This window comes from Streptomyces stelliscabiei (genome assembly GCF_014873495.1).
GTDB lineage: Bacteria > Actinomycetota > Actinomycetes > Streptomycetales > Streptomycetaceae > Streptomyces > Streptomyces bottropensis.
On record NZ_JADBGF010000001.1, the window covers coordinates 6,778,828 to 6,798,034 of the forward strand.

At 67.7% G+C, this 19,207-nt stretch carries 21 protein-coding genes; 6 read left to right on the plus strand and 15 right to left on the minus strand.

The window, feature by feature from the left end; translation table 11 throughout:
- Positions 1–101: 101 nt before the first annotated feature.
- The 4 genes from H4687_RS30260 to H4687_RS30275 all read left to right on the plus strand — a co-directional run bounded on the left by H4687_RS30260 (position 102) and on the right by H4687_RS30275 (position 3,103).
- The gene (locus tag H4687_RS30260; RefSeq protein WP_046912658.1) at positions 102–596 is read left to right on the plus strand and encodes a helix-turn-helix domain-containing protein; all 495 of its coding nucleotides are present in this window, start codon (positions 102–104) and stop codon (positions 594–596) included.
- Between the two features lie 368 nt (positions 597–964).
- On the plus strand, positions 965–1,327 hold the full coding sequence (locus H4687_RS30265) for a hypothetical protein (RefSeq protein ID WP_225966877.1): 363 nt from the start codon (positions 965–967) through the stop codon (positions 1,325–1,327).
- A complete protein-coding gene (locus H4687_RS30270) occupies positions 1,324–2,520 on the plus strand; it encodes an MAB_1171c family putative transporter (protein WP_046912657.1) in 1,197 nt (398 codons plus the stop codon). The genes H4687_RS30265 and H4687_RS30270 overlap by 4 nt, the downstream gene beginning before the upstream one ends.
- A complete protein-coding gene (locus H4687_RS30275; protein WP_046912656.1) occupies positions 2,510–3,103 on the plus strand; it encodes a phosphatase PAP2 family protein in 594 nt (197 codons plus the stop codon). The genes H4687_RS30270 and H4687_RS30275 overlap by 11 nt, the downstream gene beginning before the upstream one ends.
- A gap of 61 nt (positions 3,104–3,164) precedes the next feature.
- Here H4687_RS30275 and H4687_RS30280 read toward each other — a convergent pair whose 3' ends face one another.
- The 10 genes from H4687_RS30280 to H4687_RS30325 all read right to left on the minus strand — a co-directional run bounded on the left by H4687_RS30280 (position 3,165) and on the right by H4687_RS30325 (position 12,372).
- The gene (locus H4687_RS30280) at positions 3,165–3,815 is read right to left on the minus strand and encodes an L-threonylcarbamoyladenylate synthase (protein WP_046912655.1); all 651 of its coding nucleotides are present in this window, start codon (positions 3,813–3,815) and stop codon (positions 3,165–3,167) included.
- A gap of 32 nt (positions 3,816–3,847) precedes the next feature.
- Positions 3,848–4,615, minus strand: coding sequence for a phytanoyl-CoA dioxygenase family protein (locus H4687_RS30285; protein ID WP_046912654.1), 768 nt, complete (start codon positions 4,613–4,615; stop codon positions 3,848–3,850).
- Complete coding sequence (locus tag H4687_RS30290; protein WP_050399606.1) at positions 4,599–5,429, minus strand: creatininase family protein; 831 nt, start codon at positions 5,427–5,429, stop codon at positions 4,599–4,601. Before H4687_RS30290 ends, H4687_RS30285 begins: the two co-directional genes overlap by 17 nt.
- The gene (locus H4687_RS30295) at positions 5,426–6,220 is read right to left on the minus strand and encodes a class I SAM-dependent methyltransferase (RefSeq protein ID WP_046912653.1); all 795 of its coding nucleotides are present in this window, start codon (positions 6,218–6,220) and stop codon (positions 5,426–5,428) included. The genes H4687_RS30290 and H4687_RS30295 overlap by 4 nt, the downstream gene beginning before the upstream one ends.
- Positions 6,217–6,885: an HAD family hydrolase gene (locus H4687_RS48165; protein ID WP_050399607.1), complete on the minus strand. Its 669-nt coding sequence runs from the start codon at positions 6,883–6,885 to the stop codon at positions 6,217–6,219. The genes H4687_RS30295 and H4687_RS48165 overlap by 4 nt, the downstream gene beginning before the upstream one ends.
- On the minus strand, positions 6,882–7,286 hold the full coding sequence (locus H4687_RS30305) for a hypothetical protein (protein ID WP_050399608.1): 405 nt from the start codon (positions 7,284–7,286) through the stop codon (positions 6,882–6,884). The genes H4687_RS48165 and H4687_RS30305 overlap by 4 nt, the downstream gene beginning before the upstream one ends.
- 20 nt (positions 7,287–7,306) lie before the next feature.
- Positions 7,307–8,377 (minus strand): enolase C-terminal domain-like protein, encoded by a 1,071-nt coding sequence (locus H4687_RS30310; RefSeq protein ID WP_046912651.1) that lies wholly within the window; start codon positions 8,375–8,377, stop codon positions 7,307–7,309.
- Entirely contained in the window at positions 8,377–10,434 is a 2,058-nt protein-coding gene (locus tag H4687_RS30315) for a phosphoketolase family protein (RefSeq protein WP_046912650.1), read from the minus strand. The genes H4687_RS30310 and H4687_RS30315 overlap by 1 nt, the downstream gene beginning before the upstream one ends.
- Positions 10,431–11,528, minus strand: coding sequence for a hypothetical protein (locus H4687_RS30320; protein WP_046912649.1), 1,098 nt, complete (start codon positions 11,526–11,528; stop codon positions 10,431–10,433). Before H4687_RS30320 ends, H4687_RS30315 begins: the two co-directional genes overlap by 4 nt.
- A gap of 151 nt (positions 11,529–11,679) precedes the next feature.
- Positions 11,680–12,372 (minus strand): HAD family hydrolase, encoded by a 693-nt coding sequence (locus H4687_RS30325; RefSeq protein WP_046912648.1) that lies wholly within the window; start codon positions 12,370–12,372, stop codon positions 11,680–11,682.
- Positions 12,373–12,459: 87 nt separating this feature from the next.
- Here H4687_RS30325 and H4687_RS30330 point away from each other — a divergent pair, with 87 nt between their 5' ends.
- Both H4687_RS30330 and H4687_RS30335 read left to right on the plus strand, forming a co-directional pair.
- Complete coding sequence (locus H4687_RS30330) at positions 12,460–13,230, plus strand: helix-turn-helix transcriptional regulator (protein WP_046912647.1); 771 nt, start codon at positions 12,460–12,462, stop codon at positions 13,228–13,230.
- Complete coding sequence (locus tag H4687_RS30335) at positions 13,217–13,684, plus strand: NUDIX hydrolase (RefSeq protein ID WP_046912646.1); 468 nt, start codon at positions 13,217–13,219, stop codon at positions 13,682–13,684. Before H4687_RS30330 ends, H4687_RS30335 begins: the two co-directional genes overlap by 14 nt.
- 7 nt (positions 13,685–13,691) lie before the next feature.
- Here the strand turns inward: H4687_RS30335 and H4687_RS30340 are convergent, their stop codons facing one another.
- From H4687_RS30340 to H4687_RS30360, 5 genes are all read right to left on the minus strand, one after another.
- A complete protein-coding gene (locus H4687_RS30340) occupies positions 13,692–14,255 on the minus strand; it encodes an HD domain-containing protein (RefSeq protein WP_046912645.1) in 564 nt (187 codons plus the stop codon).
- A gap of 142 nt (positions 14,256–14,397) precedes the next feature.
- Complete coding sequence (locus H4687_RS30345) at positions 14,398–16,368, minus strand: ABC transporter ATP-binding protein (protein ID WP_046912644.1); 1,971 nt, start codon at positions 16,366–16,368, stop codon at positions 14,398–14,400.
- Between the two features lie 198 nt (positions 16,369–16,566).
- The gene (locus H4687_RS30350; RefSeq protein WP_046912643.1) at positions 16,567–17,613 is read right to left on the minus strand and encodes a phosphotransferase enzyme family protein; all 1,047 of its coding nucleotides are present in this window, start codon (positions 17,611–17,613) and stop codon (positions 16,567–16,569) included.
- A 64-nt stretch (positions 17,614–17,677) separates the two neighbouring features.
- The gene (locus tag H4687_RS30355; RefSeq protein ID WP_078907665.1) at positions 17,678–18,562 is read right to left on the minus strand and encodes a phosphotransferase enzyme family protein; all 885 of its coding nucleotides are present in this window, start codon (positions 18,560–18,562) and stop codon (positions 17,678–17,680) included.
- 134 nt (positions 18,563–18,696) lie between these two features.
- Positions 18,697–19,197, minus strand: coding sequence for a LuxR C-terminal-related transcriptional regulator (locus tag H4687_RS30360; RefSeq protein ID WP_046912641.1), 501 nt, complete (start codon positions 19,195–19,197; stop codon positions 18,697–18,699).
- Between the last annotated feature and the right edge of the window lie 10 nt (positions 19,198–19,207).

Genomic DNA, 19,207 nt, shown 5'->3' on the forward strand with positions numbered 1-19,207 from the left:
CCCGAGCTGTCAACACCGTAGTGTTCCGTCTCGCGGGTTGGTCTCACGTCAACACTGGAGTATCGTCGGCGCCTCAGGGTGTAGATGGGAGGAGCCGAGTGATGGTGGAGTCCAGCGGATCGGCGGAGGTGCCCTCGGGGGCGTCCGGCGGTCGGCAGCTGAGCCTCGCCGACAAGCTGAACCACCTCTTCGAAACGGTGAAAAACCCGGCGACGGGCAAGAAGTTCACCAATGCGGAGGTGTCTCGCGCGATTCGTGAGGCCGGCGAGGCGGATGGCCTCACTGTCTCGGAGAGCGCCATTTCGCAGCTACGCTCCGGAGCCAAGCCGAACCCGACCGTGAATACCGTCGAAGCGCTGGCGCGCCACTTCAATGTCACGCCCCAATACTTCTTCCCTGACTTCGACGCCGAGGAGTCCGAGAAGATCCGGGCCTCCATGGAGTTGATCGCGGCCGTGGGAGACACCAAGGTGCGAGGGCTCGCACTGCGAGCCAATGGGCTCTCGGCTGACAGCCTCAAAATGATCACGACGGTAATTGAACAGGCGCGTCGCCTAGAGGGCCTTGATAAGCCTGATAATCCCTCAGTAACGTGACCTCTCTCACCCGCTATCCCGTTTTGACGGATATGCCTTCAAGATCCTCTTGGTCGCCCGGCGAGGCTGTGTAAAGCTCCGCTTGGTCGCGGGGGATTCTCCGCATGTCAGTGAGTAAGAGTCGAGTGAGAACCGCGTACTGCGCTTGCTCGGGGGTCATAGCGAGGATCTCGTTCATGTTCAATCGGCGTTATGCGCGGAAAGAAGCGCAGCTGAGGCGACTGTGCGAGGAGCAACTGCGGGGAATCGAAATATCTGACCCCTACGCGGTGGATGAAGTATGCCGCCAGTTGGCGGTCAGGCGTGGGCGCCCGCTGCACCTCCACGAATTGCCCGACCTGGGGGGTGTCAATGCACCGTGCGGTCTCATGATCTCCTTCGAAAGTGGAGATCACATATTTCATGTGACGGCCACAAGTGAGCGGCATCGCGCGCAAATAGTCCGCCATGAATTGGCGCACCTACTCCTCGGGCATGCAAGCGAGAACACGAGCGTCGTGGAGTCGCTCCTGTCGATCATGCCGCAGGGCGTCGACCCCTCGGCCGTGCTCACAGCGCTCGGACGGACCAGCTACGACAGTGAGACCGAGTATGACGCCGAGATGGCTGCCTCGTCCCTCGGTGAGCTGTTCGAGGAACTGGCCTACTCAGGCCGAGAACCAGGGCGGCCGGGCGCCATGACGCGTCTTGACGACGCCCTCGTCCATCCCCGGAGGAACCGCCGCTCATGAACACCCCGACCCTCGTCGCCGGTTCCCTGTGGCTCGTGACCGTGTGGCGTCTGCCGTCCATCCGTCACTCCCACAAGCAGCGGAGCCTTGCGCTCACGTTCGCGGCCCTGGCTGCGGCCATGACCTTCGAGGTGCCCGCCGTCAAAGCCGCTATCAGCGACAACGCCGGCGTCACCAGCCTTACTCCGCTGCTGAAGCACCTGCTCGGCGTTACCTCCGCGGCCTTCCTCCTGGACTTCATCGTCGCCGTCGTCCGCCCGCAGGGCCTGGCCCGCCGCACCAGGCTGGCAGCGATCGCAGCCACGCTCCCCCTCATGGTCCTCTTCTATACGCTGGCCAACTGGATGCCAGGTGGGCCAGTACGGGTCGGCGAGGGCGAGCGCGCCATCTATCCGGTTCTCTACACGGCGGTCTTCACGCTGTACATCGGCATCGCCATGTTCGTCGCCACCTGGCTTTTCCTCAGCGGCGTCCGGCACAGCCGCACCCTCCTGGGCAGGGCCGGCCTCGGCCTCATGGGGCTCGGCACGCTGCTCGGCAGCCTCTATGCCCTGCAGCGCATCGGCTTCGTCACGCTGGACCTCACCACCGGAGTCCGGTATTCGACGCTGGAGTACCAGATCTCCACCGTACTCAAGCAACTGGCGATTCTGTCGATCGCGCTCGGCAGTTGCCTGCCACCGCTCTCCGTGGCCGTGGAGTACGTCAGATCCTGGATCATGCTCAGGCGGCTCCAGCCTTTGTGGAAGCGCCTGACAGACGCCGCTCCCCACGTGGTGCTCTCCACATCGGTTCCAAAGCAGCGTGTCGGCTTCCGACTTGAACGATGCGTCATCGAAATCGAGGACGCGTGCCTGGCCCTACGTGAATACGTGTCAGTAGATGTCCGCGAGCGTGCTCGCGCGCTCGCCTTCCAAAAAGGCGTAAGTGAGCAGGAAGTTGATGCGGTGACAGAAGCCGCCTGGCTGCACGTGGCCGCTAGCGCCGCTCGAACAGGAAACCAACTTGAAGGTGTTGAGTACCCGCCCCTCGGTGTCACTGGAAGGGACCGGCCGAGTGAACTCGCGTGGCTCCACGCGGTATCCCGCGCCTACGCTTCTTCACCCGTCGTAACAGAATTCACCCGCCAGGAAGTCGCGCTTGCCTCCTTGCCGACAGGCGGACCGGAAAAGGACTCCTCCCATGACAACTGACGTGCACCCCGCGGAGTCCAAACTGGCGCGCCGCATCACCGACTGGCTTGAGCCGAAAAACTGGATTATCGCCGTCACCCTCCTGATCGGCTGGCACACGGCGCAATGGACCGGCGTGGCTTGGGGAGCGGTCGGCGCACTCTTCGCCGCCATCATTCCCATCACCTTCATCAAGTACGGAATTCGGAAGGGCCACTGGGGCGATCGACACGTCGGGGCCAAGCCTGCACGGCTCGTCGTCATGGCCGTCATCCTGCTCTCCGTGGCCACCGGAATCCTCCTCATGGCCGCTGCAGGCGCCCCGCGGACGATGACCGCCCTCATCGTGTCGATGCTGGTCACCCTCGCGATCCTCGCCGTGATCACGTTCGTCTGGAAGATATCCGTGCACCAGGCCGTCTCGGCAGGTGCCTGCGCGATGCTCGTACAGACCTACGGTGCGTGGATGACCCTCGGGTTCCTCCTGGTCGTCATCGTCGGATGGTCCAGGGTCGAGCTGCGGGACCACACACGCAACCAGGTCATCGCGGGCACAATCCTCGGCACCGTCGTGGCCGCCGCCGTGTTCCAGCTGGCACGCTGATCAGCCCGCCGTCGGTCTGACGGCGGGCGGTCGGCGCCCGCTACCCCACGCTCGGCGAATCTCAGGTGCCGCGGACGTCGCGTCCCAAAGCGGCCGAGATAGCGCGCTGATGGACAAGTCCGGTGCGTACCAGCCGGGCCTCCGGCGTGAAGCAGTCGACGATCGTCATGTGGTTGGCGGCCGGGCAGATGCCGCCATCCACGATCACGGATGCGCCCACGCCCGTTGTTGTCAGGAAGTGGTTGACCTCGTCGACGGTGATGGCAGGACCGGGGTCGTCCGGGCCTGCGTCGCCGGAGATGTTGACCGTGGTGGCGGCGACGGGTGCGGTGGAGAGGGACGCCAGGCGGCCGAGGAGACCGGAGTCGTAGGTGGTCAGAGCGGGGGAGCCGACGGCTGTGTACCCGGCGGCGTCGGCCGGATCGCGCCACGGCAGGAGGAGCGCGAGATCTCCGGGCCAGAACGCGTCGGCGAGCCGCCTGGCCTCCGCCGTGAGCTGGAAGCGTTGCTCGCATGCCTCAAGGGAGGGCAGGACGAACGCCAGAGACTTGCCGGGCGGGCGTTTCTTGCCGTCGAAGATGCGCTTGCAAGCATCCGCGTTTCCGGCGTCGGCGCAGATCATGTACCAGCGCTTGGTCGGCACGATCACCAACTCGCCGGCCTCGATCGCGCGTGCGGCGATGTCGAGGTCGGTGGGGTGGATCAGACGCATGGACGTGCTCCTCACGAGATGGCGGTCGGCTTTCATCGGGCGGTCGGCGCGGTAGCCGTGACGGTGGCGAGGGGCGGGTAGTCGAGCCACGGGTCGCGGAGGGCTTCGAGGCGGCGTTGGGCGTGGCTGGAATGCGACACACGGAAGTACGCCATGACTCTGGGTGTCGAGGTGTAGTTGCGGCCCACCGAGTGCGGAACGAGGTGGTGCATGAGCAGGACGTCGCCAGGCTTGCCCAGAAAGGCTGTTCCGCTCTCGGTATCGATCTGCGGGGGGACCTGCTCGGTGACGCCGAGGGACCACTCGGAACGGAACCACCGGGCCATGGCCTGGTGCCCACCGGGCAGGTACCGCAACGCCCCGCCATCCGGATCGCTGATGTCGGATAGCACCACGCCGACGAGCAGTGAGAAGGTGCGCAGTTCATCAGGATCGAGATGCGGGCAGGCGACTCCGTCGACGTGCATCGCCTTCTCGGGCTGTGACGTTGGCAGTGCGTCCTCGGGTATCCGGATCTGGATCTGCGTCGTGGTGACCGGCTGGATGTCACCGAGTAGATCGGTCGCCAGTTCCTCCGCTCCCGAATCCGAGAACAGGCCCAGCAGGTCCGGGTGTTGGCCGAGTTCGGGTGCGAAGGTGCGTTGCGTGTACGCGGAGATCTGCGAGGCGTCCATCTCCTCGCGGAACCAGGCGTCGATGAGGGACGAGGCTCGGGCGATCAGGGCATCGGGTACGAGGCCGCGTCGGACGGCAACGCCGTCCCTTGCGAAACCGGCCTTCTCTTCATAGGTGAGGGACATTGGTCCTCCGAAGGGTGTCCGGGACATCGGTATTGGGGGCCGCAAGGCGGGCGAGTACCTCCGCGCCAGCGTCCACGGCGCTCGCGATGATCGAGTGGCCGGCGGCGGCGCTGGCTTTTCGGGGATCGCCGCCGATGATGCCGAGTGAGGAGATCGCCGGGTCGCAGGATGACCACGGCCACGCGGTGCCGCGTCGGAGTATGAGCCGCTGAATCTCCTCGCGTCGGCCCGGATCGGGGGTGTGGTCGGCAGGGATTCGGCCGAGGTGCACCATGTCCGGGGCGAGGGCGAGCATCATCGAGGTCTCGCGGACACCCGCGTGGATCTCGGGCAACTCGCTGACGGTGGCCTCGGGCGACAGCGAGACGGGGTTGATGACGCAGACGGCGATGCCGTAGGTCTGCTGGAGTTCGTAGGCCAGCGTTTCGAGGACGCCGCGGTTTCCGCCGTGCCCGTTGACGATGAGCAGCCGACGGGCGGTGGTGGCGCTGACGTACTGACCGACGATGGTGTCAAGCAGGCTGCTGAATGTCGTGGTCTTCAACGAGACGACGCCGGCCGACCACGCGTGCTCCGGGGAGAGCCCGTACGGCAGGGCGGGCAGGGCCCACAGGTCGTGGTGGTCGCCGTAGCGTCCGACCAGCATCTGGGCGAATCGTTCGGCTATGACGGTGTCGGTATTGAGCGGCAGGTGTGGGCCGTGCTGCTCCGTCGAGCCGATCGGCAGGACCAGGACCGAGTGGCGGCTGAGCCGCGCCGAGACGTCCGGCGCGGTCAGCTGGTCATACGTGCGCGGTCTCCCGGTTTCCCTCATGTCCGGTTCCTGCGGCCGATCCTGAGGAGGAATTCGTTCTCCTCGCCGAACGTGTCGTCGTCGCTGAACTCGGCCAGCGTCGTCTTCACCCTCGACTCGAACTCGCCCAGGCGGGCGCCGAACAGGTGCGGAGCCGCGAAGGAGGTCGAGTACAGGTATCCGAGGATGCTGTCGGTCGTCCAGGTGCGCTCGACCGGAACCCGTACCTCCTCGACCTGGTTGAAGGGTGACTCCTCCATGATCTCGCTGTACGGCCGGTTGTGGTGCTGGAAGGTCCCCTGACCAGCGCGCCGTTCCTCGCCGAGGAACTCCTTGATGACGCTGCGGACGGCTTCCTTCCAGGGACTTCCCGCCGCCCAGAAGCTGTTGTCGCCGAAGATGGCGACAGCTCCGTCCGGGGCGACCTGCGCGTCAAGACCGGAGAGAACCGCTGCCTGGTCGAGCCAGTGGAATGCCCGGCAGATCGTCACAAGGTCCGCGCGCCAGCCGGACGGCGGCGTGAACTCCTCGGCCGTGCATTCGACGAGCGACAGACTCGCGCCTTCCGGAAGCGCCGGGCGGAGCGCCGACTCGGCGGCGGCGAGCATGTCGGCGTCGTTGTCGATGGCGATGATGTCGTCGAAGCGGTCCAGCAGCGCTTCCACGACAAGGCCCGTTCCGGTACCGACGTCCAGCAGGCGGCGCGGGCGGTCGGTGGCCGTCGCCCGGTTCAGGACGTCGGCCACCTCGGCCGGGATGCCCGGACGGTACTGCCGGTAGAAGCCGACGGTGCCGGTGAACAGGCTGCTCATGGGATTTCCTCCGTGCGTGAGAATGCTTGGACGTGCTTGGCTGCGGCCGAGAGGTCGTCGGCGACGAGCACGCCGTGATCAACGATTAGATCCGGCTCGGGAGTTGGTCGGCCACGCGATATCCAGACGGCCCCAAATCCGGCGTTGACGGCCCCGACCACGTCACAGGCCCAGTCGTCACCGATGTGGAGGATGCGCGCAGGATCCACCGCGCAGTGTTCGGCGACCGCGAGGAACGCCCGCCGGTCCGGCTTGGCGTAGCCGATACGGCACGAGGGGAAGAAGTCGCTCACCCACGGCGCTGTGCGACGCCGGAGCCCGTCGGTGTCCGCGTCCGCGCAGGTCACGTTGGACAGGGTCACGACCGTCGCCACCTCGCTCAGCACGCGCAGGGCGTCCATGGTCCCGGGGAACAGCGTGAGGGGAGCCGGTGGTAGATCCCGGGGGAAGTCGGCGGGTGCGACCTGCAGGGCCTCGCACACGTCGGCCACGACGGCGTCGCCGAGCGACGGTTGCGTGTGCAGGCGGTCGCGCATGATCTCGCGCGCCTGCTTCGCCGGCAGGGGGGATGCCGCGGTCAGCCGCATCGTGAGGCCGGGGCCTTCCGCGGTTCCCAGCGTTCCGCCGACGTCGACGCTGATGAGGTGGGGGCGCCGGCGGGTCACGCGGCACTCCTCGCGGGAGGCAGTGCGGAGACGATGGCCGCGATGCGGGCGCTACGGATCTCACGCGTCGTGGCCTCGGACAGGAAGGTGAGGGCGTAGCGCAGTTCCGCGTCGTCCAAGGCCTCGAGGATCCGCCCCTCGGCTTCGGCGGCCGACTCCAAGTCCCCTGGTGCCGTTTGCGGACGCAGGCCGTGCGGTAGGTGCAGTGTCCCGGACCAGCGTGCTCGGAGCGCGGGTACGGTTCCGGGGTTCGTGGGGTGCAGGACGGTGACGTCGTCCAGGGTCATGATGCGTACGGGGATGTTCGTACCGTCCAGGTCGAGACGTCCGGACAGGAAGGTGTCGTGCCCGCCGAGGCGTTCGGTCAGCACCAGGAGCGGTCCGTCGGGCGTGCGCCCCACGGATCCCTCGACAGGGAGGCTTACTGATGTTCGCGGCATGGTGTCCTCCTCGGGATGGTGCCGAGACCGGGAGATTCCGGCAGGCGTAGGTGTCCGTGTTCGGGGAGCCAGGTGTGGTCGTAGAGTCGCTGCCGGCCCGGCTCCCACTGAAGGCGGTACTCGATCGCGGGGGCGGCCTCGGGGAACGCGGCGGCAAGGTGGATGCCGGGGACCAGCGAGCGGCCATGCGGATAGACCGGCACCTTGCGGGCGCGAGCAGCTGCCAGGACTTCGACAGCCCTGGTGAGACCGCCGCATCCGACGACGTCGAGTGTCAGGGCCACAGGGCGGGTCGTGTCGAGCACGGTGGCGGGGTCCTCGCGGAGCGAGAGGCGCTCGCCTATGGCCACGGGCACGGGCGTCGATGCCAGTCGGTCGTATGCCCGTAGATCGTGACGTGGCAGAGGATCCTCCAGCCAGATCAAGGCGGACGGATCGACCAGTCCAGCAAATGCCATGGCCAGGGAGGGAGTCCACGTACCCACAGCGTCCACGGCGATCCGGACCCCTGTTTCCTCGGCCGCGTGTTCCACAGCCCTGGCGAGAGTCCGCGCTGCCCCCGTCGCGTCGTGTGGTGTTCGGCAGCGGAGCCCCCACTTGGTGAAGGCCCAACCGCCTGCCAGGACTTCGCTCAGGACGTCCGACTCGACAGGGCCGGTCAGCTCCTGTGTCAGCCACGACGCGTACGCCGGTACGGATCGGCGCGCGGTCTTCGGAGTCAGGAGGTCCGCCACCGGACGACCGTCAAGGCGCCCGTGCAAATCCCACGCCGCGCAGTCGATGGCACCCATGGCCCACCGGGCATGCGGGTGCGGACTCGCGATCGCAGGCCCCAACAGGCGTCGGCAGAGCGCCTGATGGTCTGTGGCATCAGCGCCGATCACGGTCGGCGCGAGGACCTTGTCCGCGTAGGAGGCGATGGCAGCGCTGACGGGGCCGTACCAGCCCGTCTCCCCAGCAGCGTGAAGCGCGATGAACGCCGTGTCATCCCCCGCAGGTTCGGCATCCCGTACGTCGACGACTTCGATCCGGTCAATGCGGATCGCGCTCATCAGGCCGCCTCCCGGGCCGCGAGAAGGCGATTCGCCACCTGGACCAGGCCGGCGGGGGTCAGACCCAGAGTGTCGGCGAGTTGCGCCTGGGGCGTCGGCCCGGTCGGCTCCTGCCAGCCGATGACCTCGGCCGGACGGCGAAGCCTTCCCGCCAGTAGGCCCCAAACCGCGGCCGGATGGCCGAGGGTGACCACGAGAACAGCGGCGTGCTGGCCGAAGTATTGATCGATGTCCGCGTCGGACAACCCTCGCGGCCATGTCGTGGGATCACCGAGCACGGTCAGGTCGAGGAGATTCACGGCCCGGACGCGGCATCCGCGGTTTCCGCGAAGCAGCGGGATGGCCTCAGCGGCGACGGCGGCCGGGAGGTCGCCCGCGGTGACGATGGTGATGTCCGGTTCGCCGTCATCGCTCAGATGCGGCCAGATGGCGAGCCCGTACGCCTGCTCTTCGTGCACCGTGTCAGTGGGGTGGGCGGTCGCGGTGTGCTTGCCCGCCACGACGACGTTGACACCTCCATCCGAATGGAGAGCCTCTTCCAATGCGACTGCGGTACGGGTCGGATCGGCGGGTGTGAGCACTCGGACAGCGGGGTCGCCCATGGCCAGGAGTGCTGTGGCGAAGGACGGATCTCCGTGCGTGAAGACGTTGTTCCAGCCGTACGACGTCAGAAGCAGGTTCAGGCTGGGCAGAACCGGCGCCCCCGCGAGGCGGCGCTGTTTGAGGTGAGCGGCGACTCCGCTCAGCAGCAGCGGAGCGAAGGCTTCGTAGGAGACCAGGACTCCGCGACGGCCGCTGGCTGTCCAGCCGGCGAGCCACTCCAGCAGGACCTCCTCGGCCAGCAACTCCTTCGTCCAGGGTTCTCTGGCCAAGCCCCCGAGACGGTTGGAGGCCAGCTCGTCCGGGCTGAACACCTGGAACCCGCCGTCCGCGGCGTGGTCGCGGATCACGGTGGTCACGGCGTCGGCGAACGTGCCAAAGCCCTTGTAACCGAGCGGCGTTCGGTGATCGGCCGGCCTCTGTTCGGCGTGCGTCGGGCGTAGCCGGCACCACCGGGCCGCTGCCATCGCACGAGCCAGTCCGCCTAGCGGGCGCCCGTCGGGATCGAACAGCTCGTGTGGCGAGTACCGGGCGAGCCACCGTTCCAGGAGTTCCAGTTGGTCGGCCACGCGTCCGGGGGCTGACAGCGGGGTCTTGTGGGCGCGCGGGGTGCCGAGAATCCGGCGGCCTTCCACCGTCTCCGGTCCACCCCAGCCCTTCGTGCACCGTAGGAAGACGGCGACACGGCGGCTACGGCTGGTCGTGTCCAGGGCCTGCTGGAACACCTCGTGAAAGGCCGCGTGCTCCTCCTGGGAGCCCTCGACGACATGCACCACTCGGGCGTCCCAGCCCTGGCCGATGGCGTACGCGCGCAGTTGGTCGTCGGTCATTCCTCCCAGCAGGCTTTGGCCGCCCATCCGGAATCCGTTGACGTGGATGACGGGGAGAACCTGTGCGCCCGGCACGACGCCTGTCGCCAGCCACGAGGCCGCCGTCGTGGGCGTCTCGCATTCACCGTCCCCGACGACGGGGACCAGAACGCGGTCGGGCGCGTCGAGCGCGGCACCCTGGGCGAACGCCAGCGCACCGCCGAGCCGTCCTCCGAGGTAGTCACCGGCCCACAGGGCGGGATGTACCTCGGCGCCGAGTCCGTCGACATGTGGGAACGCCCGTGAAAGCCGGATCAGGCCGTCCACGTCAGGCGTGAACTGGGGGCGGATCGCCTGGAGTTCTCCGCTGAGCCAGGCCATCGACAGCTGGACGATCCCCGCATGGCCGGCGCCGAGGATCGGCACCACGTCCCGCTCGGGGGACGTCTGGCCCGCGGCCAGCGCGACATGCGCCAGTGCCCAGGCCGTGCCCGGAACGGTGCCCCAGTGACCGGAGGGGTCGGGCTTCACGTGTTCGTGGGACAGGGGCTCGGAGAGCAGTACGTTCCCGCGGAGGTGCAGCTGGCACACCGAGGCGTATGTCGTGGCTCGCCAGAGGGCGTCGGCCAGGACCGCGACGCCGGTCATCGCCCACCGACCAGGCTCTCGCCGGCGAAGGTGAAGTACCACAAGGGCCGGTAGCACTCCCACGCCACGGGACGCAGGCCGCTGGAGCCCATGATTTCCTCGATGGCCCGGCGAGCCTGGAGGTAGAACTCCAGGTCCTGGGCACCCTCGGACCGCAACCCGGCCATGATCGAGTTGTGGGCCTGGTACACCTGGAAGTTCGGGAACTCCGTGACGTACGGCGCGAGAGCCGCGACACCCTCGCGGAGTGCTTTGAGGCCGTCCAGGCCGACGATGTACGTGAACGAGGTGCCGTGGCCGACGCGCAGCGCGCGCTGGAGTACCTGCGCCATCTCGGAGGTCGCGAGTGTGGCCTTGCTGGCCTTGAGCAGCAGGTCGCGCCGGGTGAAGCACTCGGCGGTGAGGCGCAGCACGAAGGGGGACGCGTGCTTGGCGAGGTCCTCGAACGCTTCCTCGGTGCGCAGCACCGAAGTGAGGAAGCCGATCCGTGCGTTGATGTTGTGCTCGGTGAGCACGCTCCGGAGCGATCGGAGGTGGTCGGTCGCTGCCCGCTCGCGTTCGAAGCAACCGGTCGAGACAGTGATCTCACGAAGTTCGGTCAGGTCGCCGTGGGGATGCTGTTCCAACATCGCGGCCAGCAGTTCGTTCAGCTCCCGCTCTTCCGACAGGCGGGGATCAGCGGCGGCCTCCAGGGTGTTGGGGCAGAAGGCGCATCCGACACAGCGGCTCCGGGCGTTCGGGTTGAGCGTCGCGGCTCGGCCGCCGTCACGGAAGTACCCGCCAACGGCCTCGTCGGCATCGATGCGTTCAATGCTCCCGATCGGCTCACCGCCGATCGTCAGCTGTCCGTCCTCCAGACGGAACGGCGAACGAGCCGCGTTCAGAGGGACGATGACCTGCCAGGGCACGGACGGAGCGGTGGCAAGGCGCACCAGCACGCGTGCCCGGTGGCGTGGGAGGTCCGACGAGATCCCGTGCAGGTTGATGGAAATGAGCAGCGCGTCCTCGACGGGAACCGCGTATCGGGCCGCGAGGCGCTCAACAGACGTGAGCGAAGCCGTCGATGCGGGTAGTTCACCAAGCACTGCGGACATGCGCACACTCCATCCCAGCCAGCTGTATGGGGGTTCTGGTACTGCATCGGCGGCCCGTTCCACCTCGGGGCCGATGAGAGAAGAGCGTGCTGGAGAACACCGGGACGGCAGAACCGCATCCCGGGACGATCCGAGGACGTCTTGGGACGTTTCAGGGGCGAGCGAACTCGCGAAGCTGAACCATGAGGGCGTCGACGTCGCTCAGGTCAGGGAGAACAAGGTGGGCGCCGGCTTGTCGTAGCTCGTCTTCGCTGTTGACTCCGGATGCCACCGCCACGATGTGCGCGCCTGATGTGATGGCGGCATCGACATCGCGGGGGGTGTCGCCGACGAGCACCACGGCGGTGTCGTCCGGAAGGTCGTAGACGGCCCGGACCCTGCTCCGCGCCACGTCCACCAACGCCGCCCTGTCAGCGGAGTCGGCACCGTAGGCGCCGACTCCGAGGTCCACGAGGGCGTCCAGTCCGAAGGCGCCGAGTTTCACCCGCGCGTTCGCAGCGATGTTCCCCGTAAGGACGGAGGAGACCATGCCGTCCTCCTCTGCCACGGCCTTGAGGGCTTGGCGAACTCCTGGCAGAACCCGGCCCCGCTGGTTGAGGTCCGCTTCACGGCCTGCCCCTGCCGCCTCCAGCGCGACCAGCGCGTCTTCCCACTCAGGCGGTTCCAGGCCGTGATCGTGGAACATGCCCGCGATGATCAACCGGTCTGTCCGACCCTCCGTGCGTGCGGGACGTACCGGCGCCCGACCGGCGAGAGCCGTGAACGCGGCGGCATAAATCTCTTTGCTGACACCGGCGTTGTCGATGAGGGTGTGGTCGATGTCCCAGAGCACGATGAGCGGCATCCTGCCAGCGTAAGCACACCGCTCGCGTACTCTCGCTGAGCCGGTCGTCCTTGCGAGTGTGACCATGGGTGCGATTGGATTATCCGAGTGAATGAACGATTGCGCTCGGCACTCGTCCAGCGGGGGATCACCGAAGAAGATCTCGCCAAGCTCTGTTCCGTCGACCCGAAGACCGTGGGCCGCTGGCTCTCCGGACGGGTGCCCCACCGCCGGCACCGCTTCGTCGTCGCGAAACACCTGCAGGTGGACGAGGTGTACCTCTGGCCGAACGATCGCCAGCGACCCGTGCACCTCGAAGCCCTGCGGTCGGAGATCGTCGAGGTCTACCCGAACCGCGCCAGCGTCCCCAGGGACGTCTGGATCTCCCTCCTGCTCGGCGCCGTGAAGCACATCGACGTCCTCGTCTTCTCCGGTACCTTCTTCGCCCAGACCAACCCACGCATCGCCCGCATGCTGCAGGAACGCGCACAGGCCGGAGTCAAGGTCCGACTGTGCTTCGGCGATCCATATGGAGAAGCGGTAGCCGTCCGGGGCCGCGAGGAAGGGATCGGCGACACCCTCGCCGCGAAGATCCGGGCCTCTCTGACGTACTACCGCGGCCTGGTCGGCGCCCCCGGCTGCGAGGTCCGACTGCACGACACGACGCTGTACAACTCGATCTTCCGGTACGACGACCAGTTACTGGTCAACCCGCACATCTGGGGCCAGCCAGCGAGCGCCAACCCTCTCTTCCAGCTCCGGCGCACGGACGGCACCGACTGGTGCGACCGCTACACCGAGAGCTTCGAAGCCGTATGGAACACCGCGCGCCCCTGGGCGCCCAACCGTCAGGAGCACCACCAGCGTGGGCAGGACTGAGTACTACAACGACCCGATGGCACCCAAGGCCAACACCCTGATCCCAGCCAGCAACCTCCTCGTCGTCAACAGCGAAGGCGCGATCCTGCTCCAGCGGCGCCGCGACACCGGACAGTGGGCCCTGCCAGGTGGCGCCCAGGACATCGGGGAGAGCCCCGCGCAGTGCGCCGTGCGCGAATGCGAGGAGGAGACCGGCATCGTCGCCGAAGTCACCGGGTTCCTCGGTGTCTACTCCAACCCGGCGCACATCATCGAGTACACCGATGGAGAGATCCGGCAGCAGTACGAAGCCGCCTACATCGGCCGCCCGGTCGGTGGCGCTCCGACGGTGAACGACGAGGCCGACGGCGTGCGCTGGGTACTGCCGGAAGAACTCGACGGCCTCGACATCCACGCCAGCATGCGGGAGCAGATCGGCCACTACCTCTCCGGCGAATACCCGTATCTGGGCTGAGCCGGGCCTATACCGTCAGCCCAGCCGCGTCGGCTCGCGCCTGCACCCGCGCCACACTCTCGTGGATGGCGGGTGCGGCTCTGCGGATGAAGCGTCCGACCACGCTGTCCGTTCCGTAGCGACCGAGGATCTCGCCCACCCGCGCATACGACGTCGTTGGCGATCCGTCGGGAGTGGTGGTCATGTCGCAGTACACCAGGGCATCCACCAGGACTTCGTCGTCCAGCTGCGGAAACTCCGCCGCCAGGATCTCCCGCAGCCCACGTTCCTCGGCTTCGAGCGGGGCGAAGGAATGGTTGGCCACCAGCCGCACGACCCGCTCTTCCACCCCAGGCAGCGTTCGCAGGTGGCGAGCCCCGTCCAGAGGGTGGAAGCCCGTCAGCGCCACGACCGGCGCATACCCGATGTCGTGCAGCACCGCGGCTGCGACCAGCGCCTCGCCATCATCTCCGAGTGCCGGCGCCAGCCACTCGGCACGGGCCGCCACCCCGCGAGTGTGAGCCCACCGGCGAGGCAGGGACTCAGCGAGCAGGGACTCCGCGAGTTCGTATGCCCAACCGACCACAGCCATGGCGCGAGCGTACCTTCCGATCACGCGGCGGAGCAGGGATCAGGTGTGTCGGCTCCGTCGTCAACCTTGCACGGGATGTCGCGCCTGGCGGGAGACGTCGTGTCTGCTCACCTCTGGGTCCTTCTCTCGGATGTCGAATCGTTCAGAACAAGGCTGGCTGGTTCAGCGGCACGTTCTCTTCGGAGTCGGCCGGGGCTGGTACACGCCCGGAGCGCTCGTTCTGCAGGTCCCACAGTTCACGGAACAAGCCGTCACGCTGGGCCAGCAGCTCGTCGGGAGTGCCCTGCTGGATCACACGCCCCTTGTCCAATACAACGACGCGGTCTGCGACGGTCACGTTGGTGAGCCTGTGGGTGACCAAGACGACTGCGCGGTCGGCGGCGAGGCGGCGCAGTCCGGTGAAGATGCGGTGCTCGGCCCTCGGGTCGAGGGCAGCCGTCGGCTCGTCCATGACGAGCAGTCCGGCCGGCCGATGGAACGCCCGGGCGAGCGCGATCCTCTGCCACTGCCCACCGGACAGTTCCTGACCGCCCCACCACTCCTTGGCCAGCAGGGTGTTCAACCCGCTGCGCAACCCATCGACGACCTCGTCGGCACCTGCGGCACGCGCTGCGGCGAGCACCGCGTCGTCTCCTTCCTCGGTGGACTGGCCGAGGGTGATGTTCTCCCTCGCAGACAGAGGCCAGTTCGCGTAGGACTGCGGTACGACCGCGACACGGTTCCAGGCGGCATACGCGTCCAAGTCCCTGGTGTCGGTGCCGTCCCAGGAGACGGCTCCTTGATCAGGTAGGTACAGCGCTGAGAGGATCTTGCTAAGGGTGGTCTTGCCTGAGCCGTTCTCGCCGACCAGCGCGACGACTTCGCCTCGCCGGACCTCCAGGGACACGTCGTGGAGAGCAGGTCGGTCGGCGCTCGGGTACTTGAAGGTGATGTTCTCGGCGCGGACGACCATGGGCGCGGTCGGCACCCGAGGGCCGCGGTCGATGCGGTGGCCGCCGGCTTCGTCGATGAAGTCCGCCCAGTCGTCCAAGTACATTCCCGTGCGGAAGAGTTGGGCTCCGTAGCCGACGATCCCGTCCAGTCCCGCGCTGACGCGGCCCAGCGCGAGGAAAGCGGTGCCGAGCGCGGCGACCGTGATCTGACCGGCGGACACCAACAACGCCAACGCCACCCACACGACCGCGTGGGCGAGACCTCCCGCGGCCCCACCCACAAGGGAGATCCTGGCAGAGCGCCAGCTGGCCTGGTCGGTCGTCGCGTCAATCCGCGACCCAGCCGTGCGGTACTTGTCGAGCAGGAACGGCGCCATGGTGCCCGAGCGGACCTGGTCGGCGGTCTGCTTGTCGACCATGTACCAGCGCAGCATGCCCAGTAGCCGCCGGTCCTTCGACGTGGCAAGCGAGGCGATGTAGCTGATACGTGCTGCCCTCACGCTGGCCAGGCCCTTCGGCAGGGCCGCCGTGACGAGCAGAGGCAGAAGGATCGGGTGCACAGCGGTCAGAACGGACGCTGAGGCGATCAGCGATGCCGATGCGGCGAGGATGTACTGGGCTTGGGTGAGAAGGTCCCTGGACACCTCCACTCCCCGGTCGGCCGCGTCCCAGCGGTCGTTGTATCCGGGGTTGTCGTACGCGGCCAGTTCCGCCTTCGTCGCCGCGTCCAGGAGCTTGAGTTCGGCCTCCCGGGCGATACGCGGGGCCAATCGGGCCGACAGCGCGGTGGAGGCAATACCCAGCAGGGCGCGCAGACCGATGGCACCCGACAGGACGACAAGGGAAGGTACGGCGGCGCGGAGCTGGTCGCCGCTGATGTGCTGCGAGGCGATCAGCGGCTTGATCACCCCGGTTGTGGCCATCAGCCCGAACGCCTCCAGCACGCCGGAGAGGAGCTGAACGCCGAGCAGCGCGATGACCGCGGTGCGGTCCACCTGCCAGCCCAATGCGAGGGAGCGGCGGATCAGCTGGGGCAGACGCTTGGCCATCGAGCGGGTCGTGATCGCGTTGGCAGCCTCGATGCGGCGATCGCCGGGGATGACGAACTTCAGTTCCTCGTCCGAGACCTCCGACTCGTCCGTCGGCGCGGTTGTCCCGGCGGGCTTTGGGATGGTTGTCATCAGCTCCAGCCCTCCATGGACTTGCGGTGCCCGACCAGGGGAGTACGGGATCCCAGCGCCGCACGCCGTTCGCGGATGAGTAACGGGTGCGGGCCGGTCACGGTTCGATGCGCCAAGACGTCCCCCTGTGTGGTGTAGGTGGTTGAGGTCGTCGCTCGTCGGTCGTTTCGTTCGGCACGGTCGGAAGCAGACGGATGGTCACGCCGTGCCTCCGCTCGCTCCGAGGGCGGTGAGCTCGTCTTCGAGGCCCTCAAGGTCACCGAGCAGGTGGCGGATTGCGATCTGGCGCTCACGCCAGTAGCGCTTCAGATCCGTCTCCGCCTCTCCGGGCAGGTCGAACTCGGCCGTGGTGGCCCCATAGAGGCTGGACAGCATGTACAGCAGGGCGATCCGAGCGGAGGCCCGCACTTCCCGAATCGGAAGGCTGGGGTGCTCCGAGCGGTAGGCCCTGGCCATGGCCAGGGCGCAAGCGGCCCACTCGGTGCTGGTCGCGACGGTGCGCGGGTCGAACGCCGCCCGCCCCAGCTCCCAGGCCGGCAGCGCGCCGGCGCAGCGGAAGTCGATTACACCGGTGACGGCATCGGCGAGGGTGATCAGATTGGTGCGGGTCAGGTCCGCGTGCAGCGCCTGTTCGACCAGCGTCTCGGGGAGATGAGCCCTCAACCGGGGGACGTGTGTGCGCAGGTCCTCACGCCGCTGGCCGAGGTCGACACGCAGTTCATCCAGATGGTCGTGGCCTTGGCGCCTGGCCCTGGCCATCACGGTGTCGCATCTCGCTACCGCGTCCTCGACGGGCTCGGTCCGCCAGCGGGTGTGCTGCACGCGCCTGGGCATCGGATACGCGGCGAGCGCACGGTGCATGCGCCCCATAACGACGCCGATGTGCTCGGCGAGCCGGATCGTCATCGCCGACGAGGTCACCCGGCCGGGAGCCTCGTCGACAACGGCCCATGCGCTGCCTCCCGCGATGGTGACCAGGTTGTCGTCGGCATCGGGCCACACCCGTGGAACGGGAAGCCTCGCGGCCCGGCAGTACTCCGACATGTCCCACGCGTTGCGTGCCGCGTCCAGGTCGGCCATCGAGCGGTACTGCTTGACGAACAGCCGCACCCCGTCGTCCGTCAGGACTCGCCGGTTGATGGTGTCCGTGCCTATGTGCACCGGTTCGACGACATCAACGACCAGCCCGTACCTTTCCTCCAACACTTCAGCGGCGAGCGTCTCGCCCCAGCCTGCTGCGTCCATTCAGATCACCGACCGCCGTGCACAAGGAGACAGCGGTCCGTGCGAACCGTTCCCGAGAAGGTGTTCACGCACGCCACCCGCCCCACACGCTCTTGCCGATCTCCAGACGCAGGTTCTCCAGCATGGTGTGTGCCTCGTCGACCAGTCCGATGGCGCGCTGCCTGATCCCCCAGTCCAGGCAGTCCAGGGCATCCAGTGCCCCGTACGTCCGGCACGCGATCTGTTCCTCCTCGGTGAGTGGGCGGCCGTATCCCTGGTGGAAGGCGGCGTTGAGGTCGGGGCGGTTGCACAGGATCCGGTAGCGCAGTCGGCTCAGGTCACGGTAGGCGGCGGGCCGAAGTTCGGCGCGTTCGAAGTCGATGACCCGCAGGCACTGCTCGGTCTCGTCCCACATCCAGTTCTTGGGCATGTAGTCGCCGTGTTGCGATACCGAAGGAAGGCGGGGAGGAGCCTCCCCGGCGAGCGTGCGCACCATCGCGACGTCGTGTTCCGGCGCGTTCCTCGCCGTACGGCCCAGCAGTCGGGCGACCGTCTCGTCCCAGGCCTCCTCGGTCACTTCCGGCATCGACTCGTCGGCCGCCGCGGTGTGGAACCGGGCGAGCAGTTCGCCGGCCTGCTCGTAGGCCGCCCGTTCCTGCTCGGCCGGCAGTCGCAGCGTGTCGAGGCCGCGTCCGGGCACGGCCGTGACCAGGACGGTGCGCGTCTGCGTGTCCGCGGAGACCAGCTCGGGGGCGCGGTCTGCGCCCAGGGCCACGGTCCACTTCTCGTACGCGGTCACCTCGCGTCGGTGGAGCTTCGCGCCCGCGTGGCACTTCCCGAACCACCTTTGGCCGCCAGGCCCGTTGACCTCCCAAACGGAAGGCCGGATGTCTCCGGGCCGGCAATGCTCGGCGACCACCGCGTACGTGTCGGTCGCCGACTCCACCAGGTGGTGGAGCGCGCTGGGCATGTCGGTCAACGGTGCGCCCTTCCGCTCGCCGGGCCGCCCGACCGCGCCACGACGAGTGACAGGTCGGACGCGCTCAGTGTCCTGTTGTGGGTGGGTAGCTTGCCAAGTGCCACTGACAATGCGCTCTGAGCTGGTCATTTGCCTGCCCGGAGGCGAAGGACGGCGCCGGAGGCCATCTCGAGGAGGGACTCGCTCAGAACTCCGTACCTCCAGCCGAGCGTCACCAGGTGCGGGTCGTTTTCCGCCTCGACGCGCTGCCGCAACGCCCGTACTCGTCCCAGGGCTTCTTCGTGGCTGATGCGGGCGCGCACCGCGTACTCCTTTGACGTCGCACCGATGGCGACCATCCGCCACGTCTCGATCTCCGCCTCCGAGAAGGCTCCCGGGAGGGTGGCCATCTCGGGGCGCCGGAGCTGCTCGGTGACAAAGCAGGCGTGGACGACTGCGGCCCGGCCACGGGTGCCGAACTTCTGTCCGCAGTGCTTCAACTGCACGTTGATCGTGCCAGCCGTGATCGTGAGGTCGGAGGCGATCGCGTCGGTGCTCTTGCCCTCCGCGACCTGGTGGACGATCCGGATCTGCGCTGGTGTCAGGTCGAGCGACGTCGGGGACGGGCGCGCCGGTCGGGCACTCACGGGAGCTCTC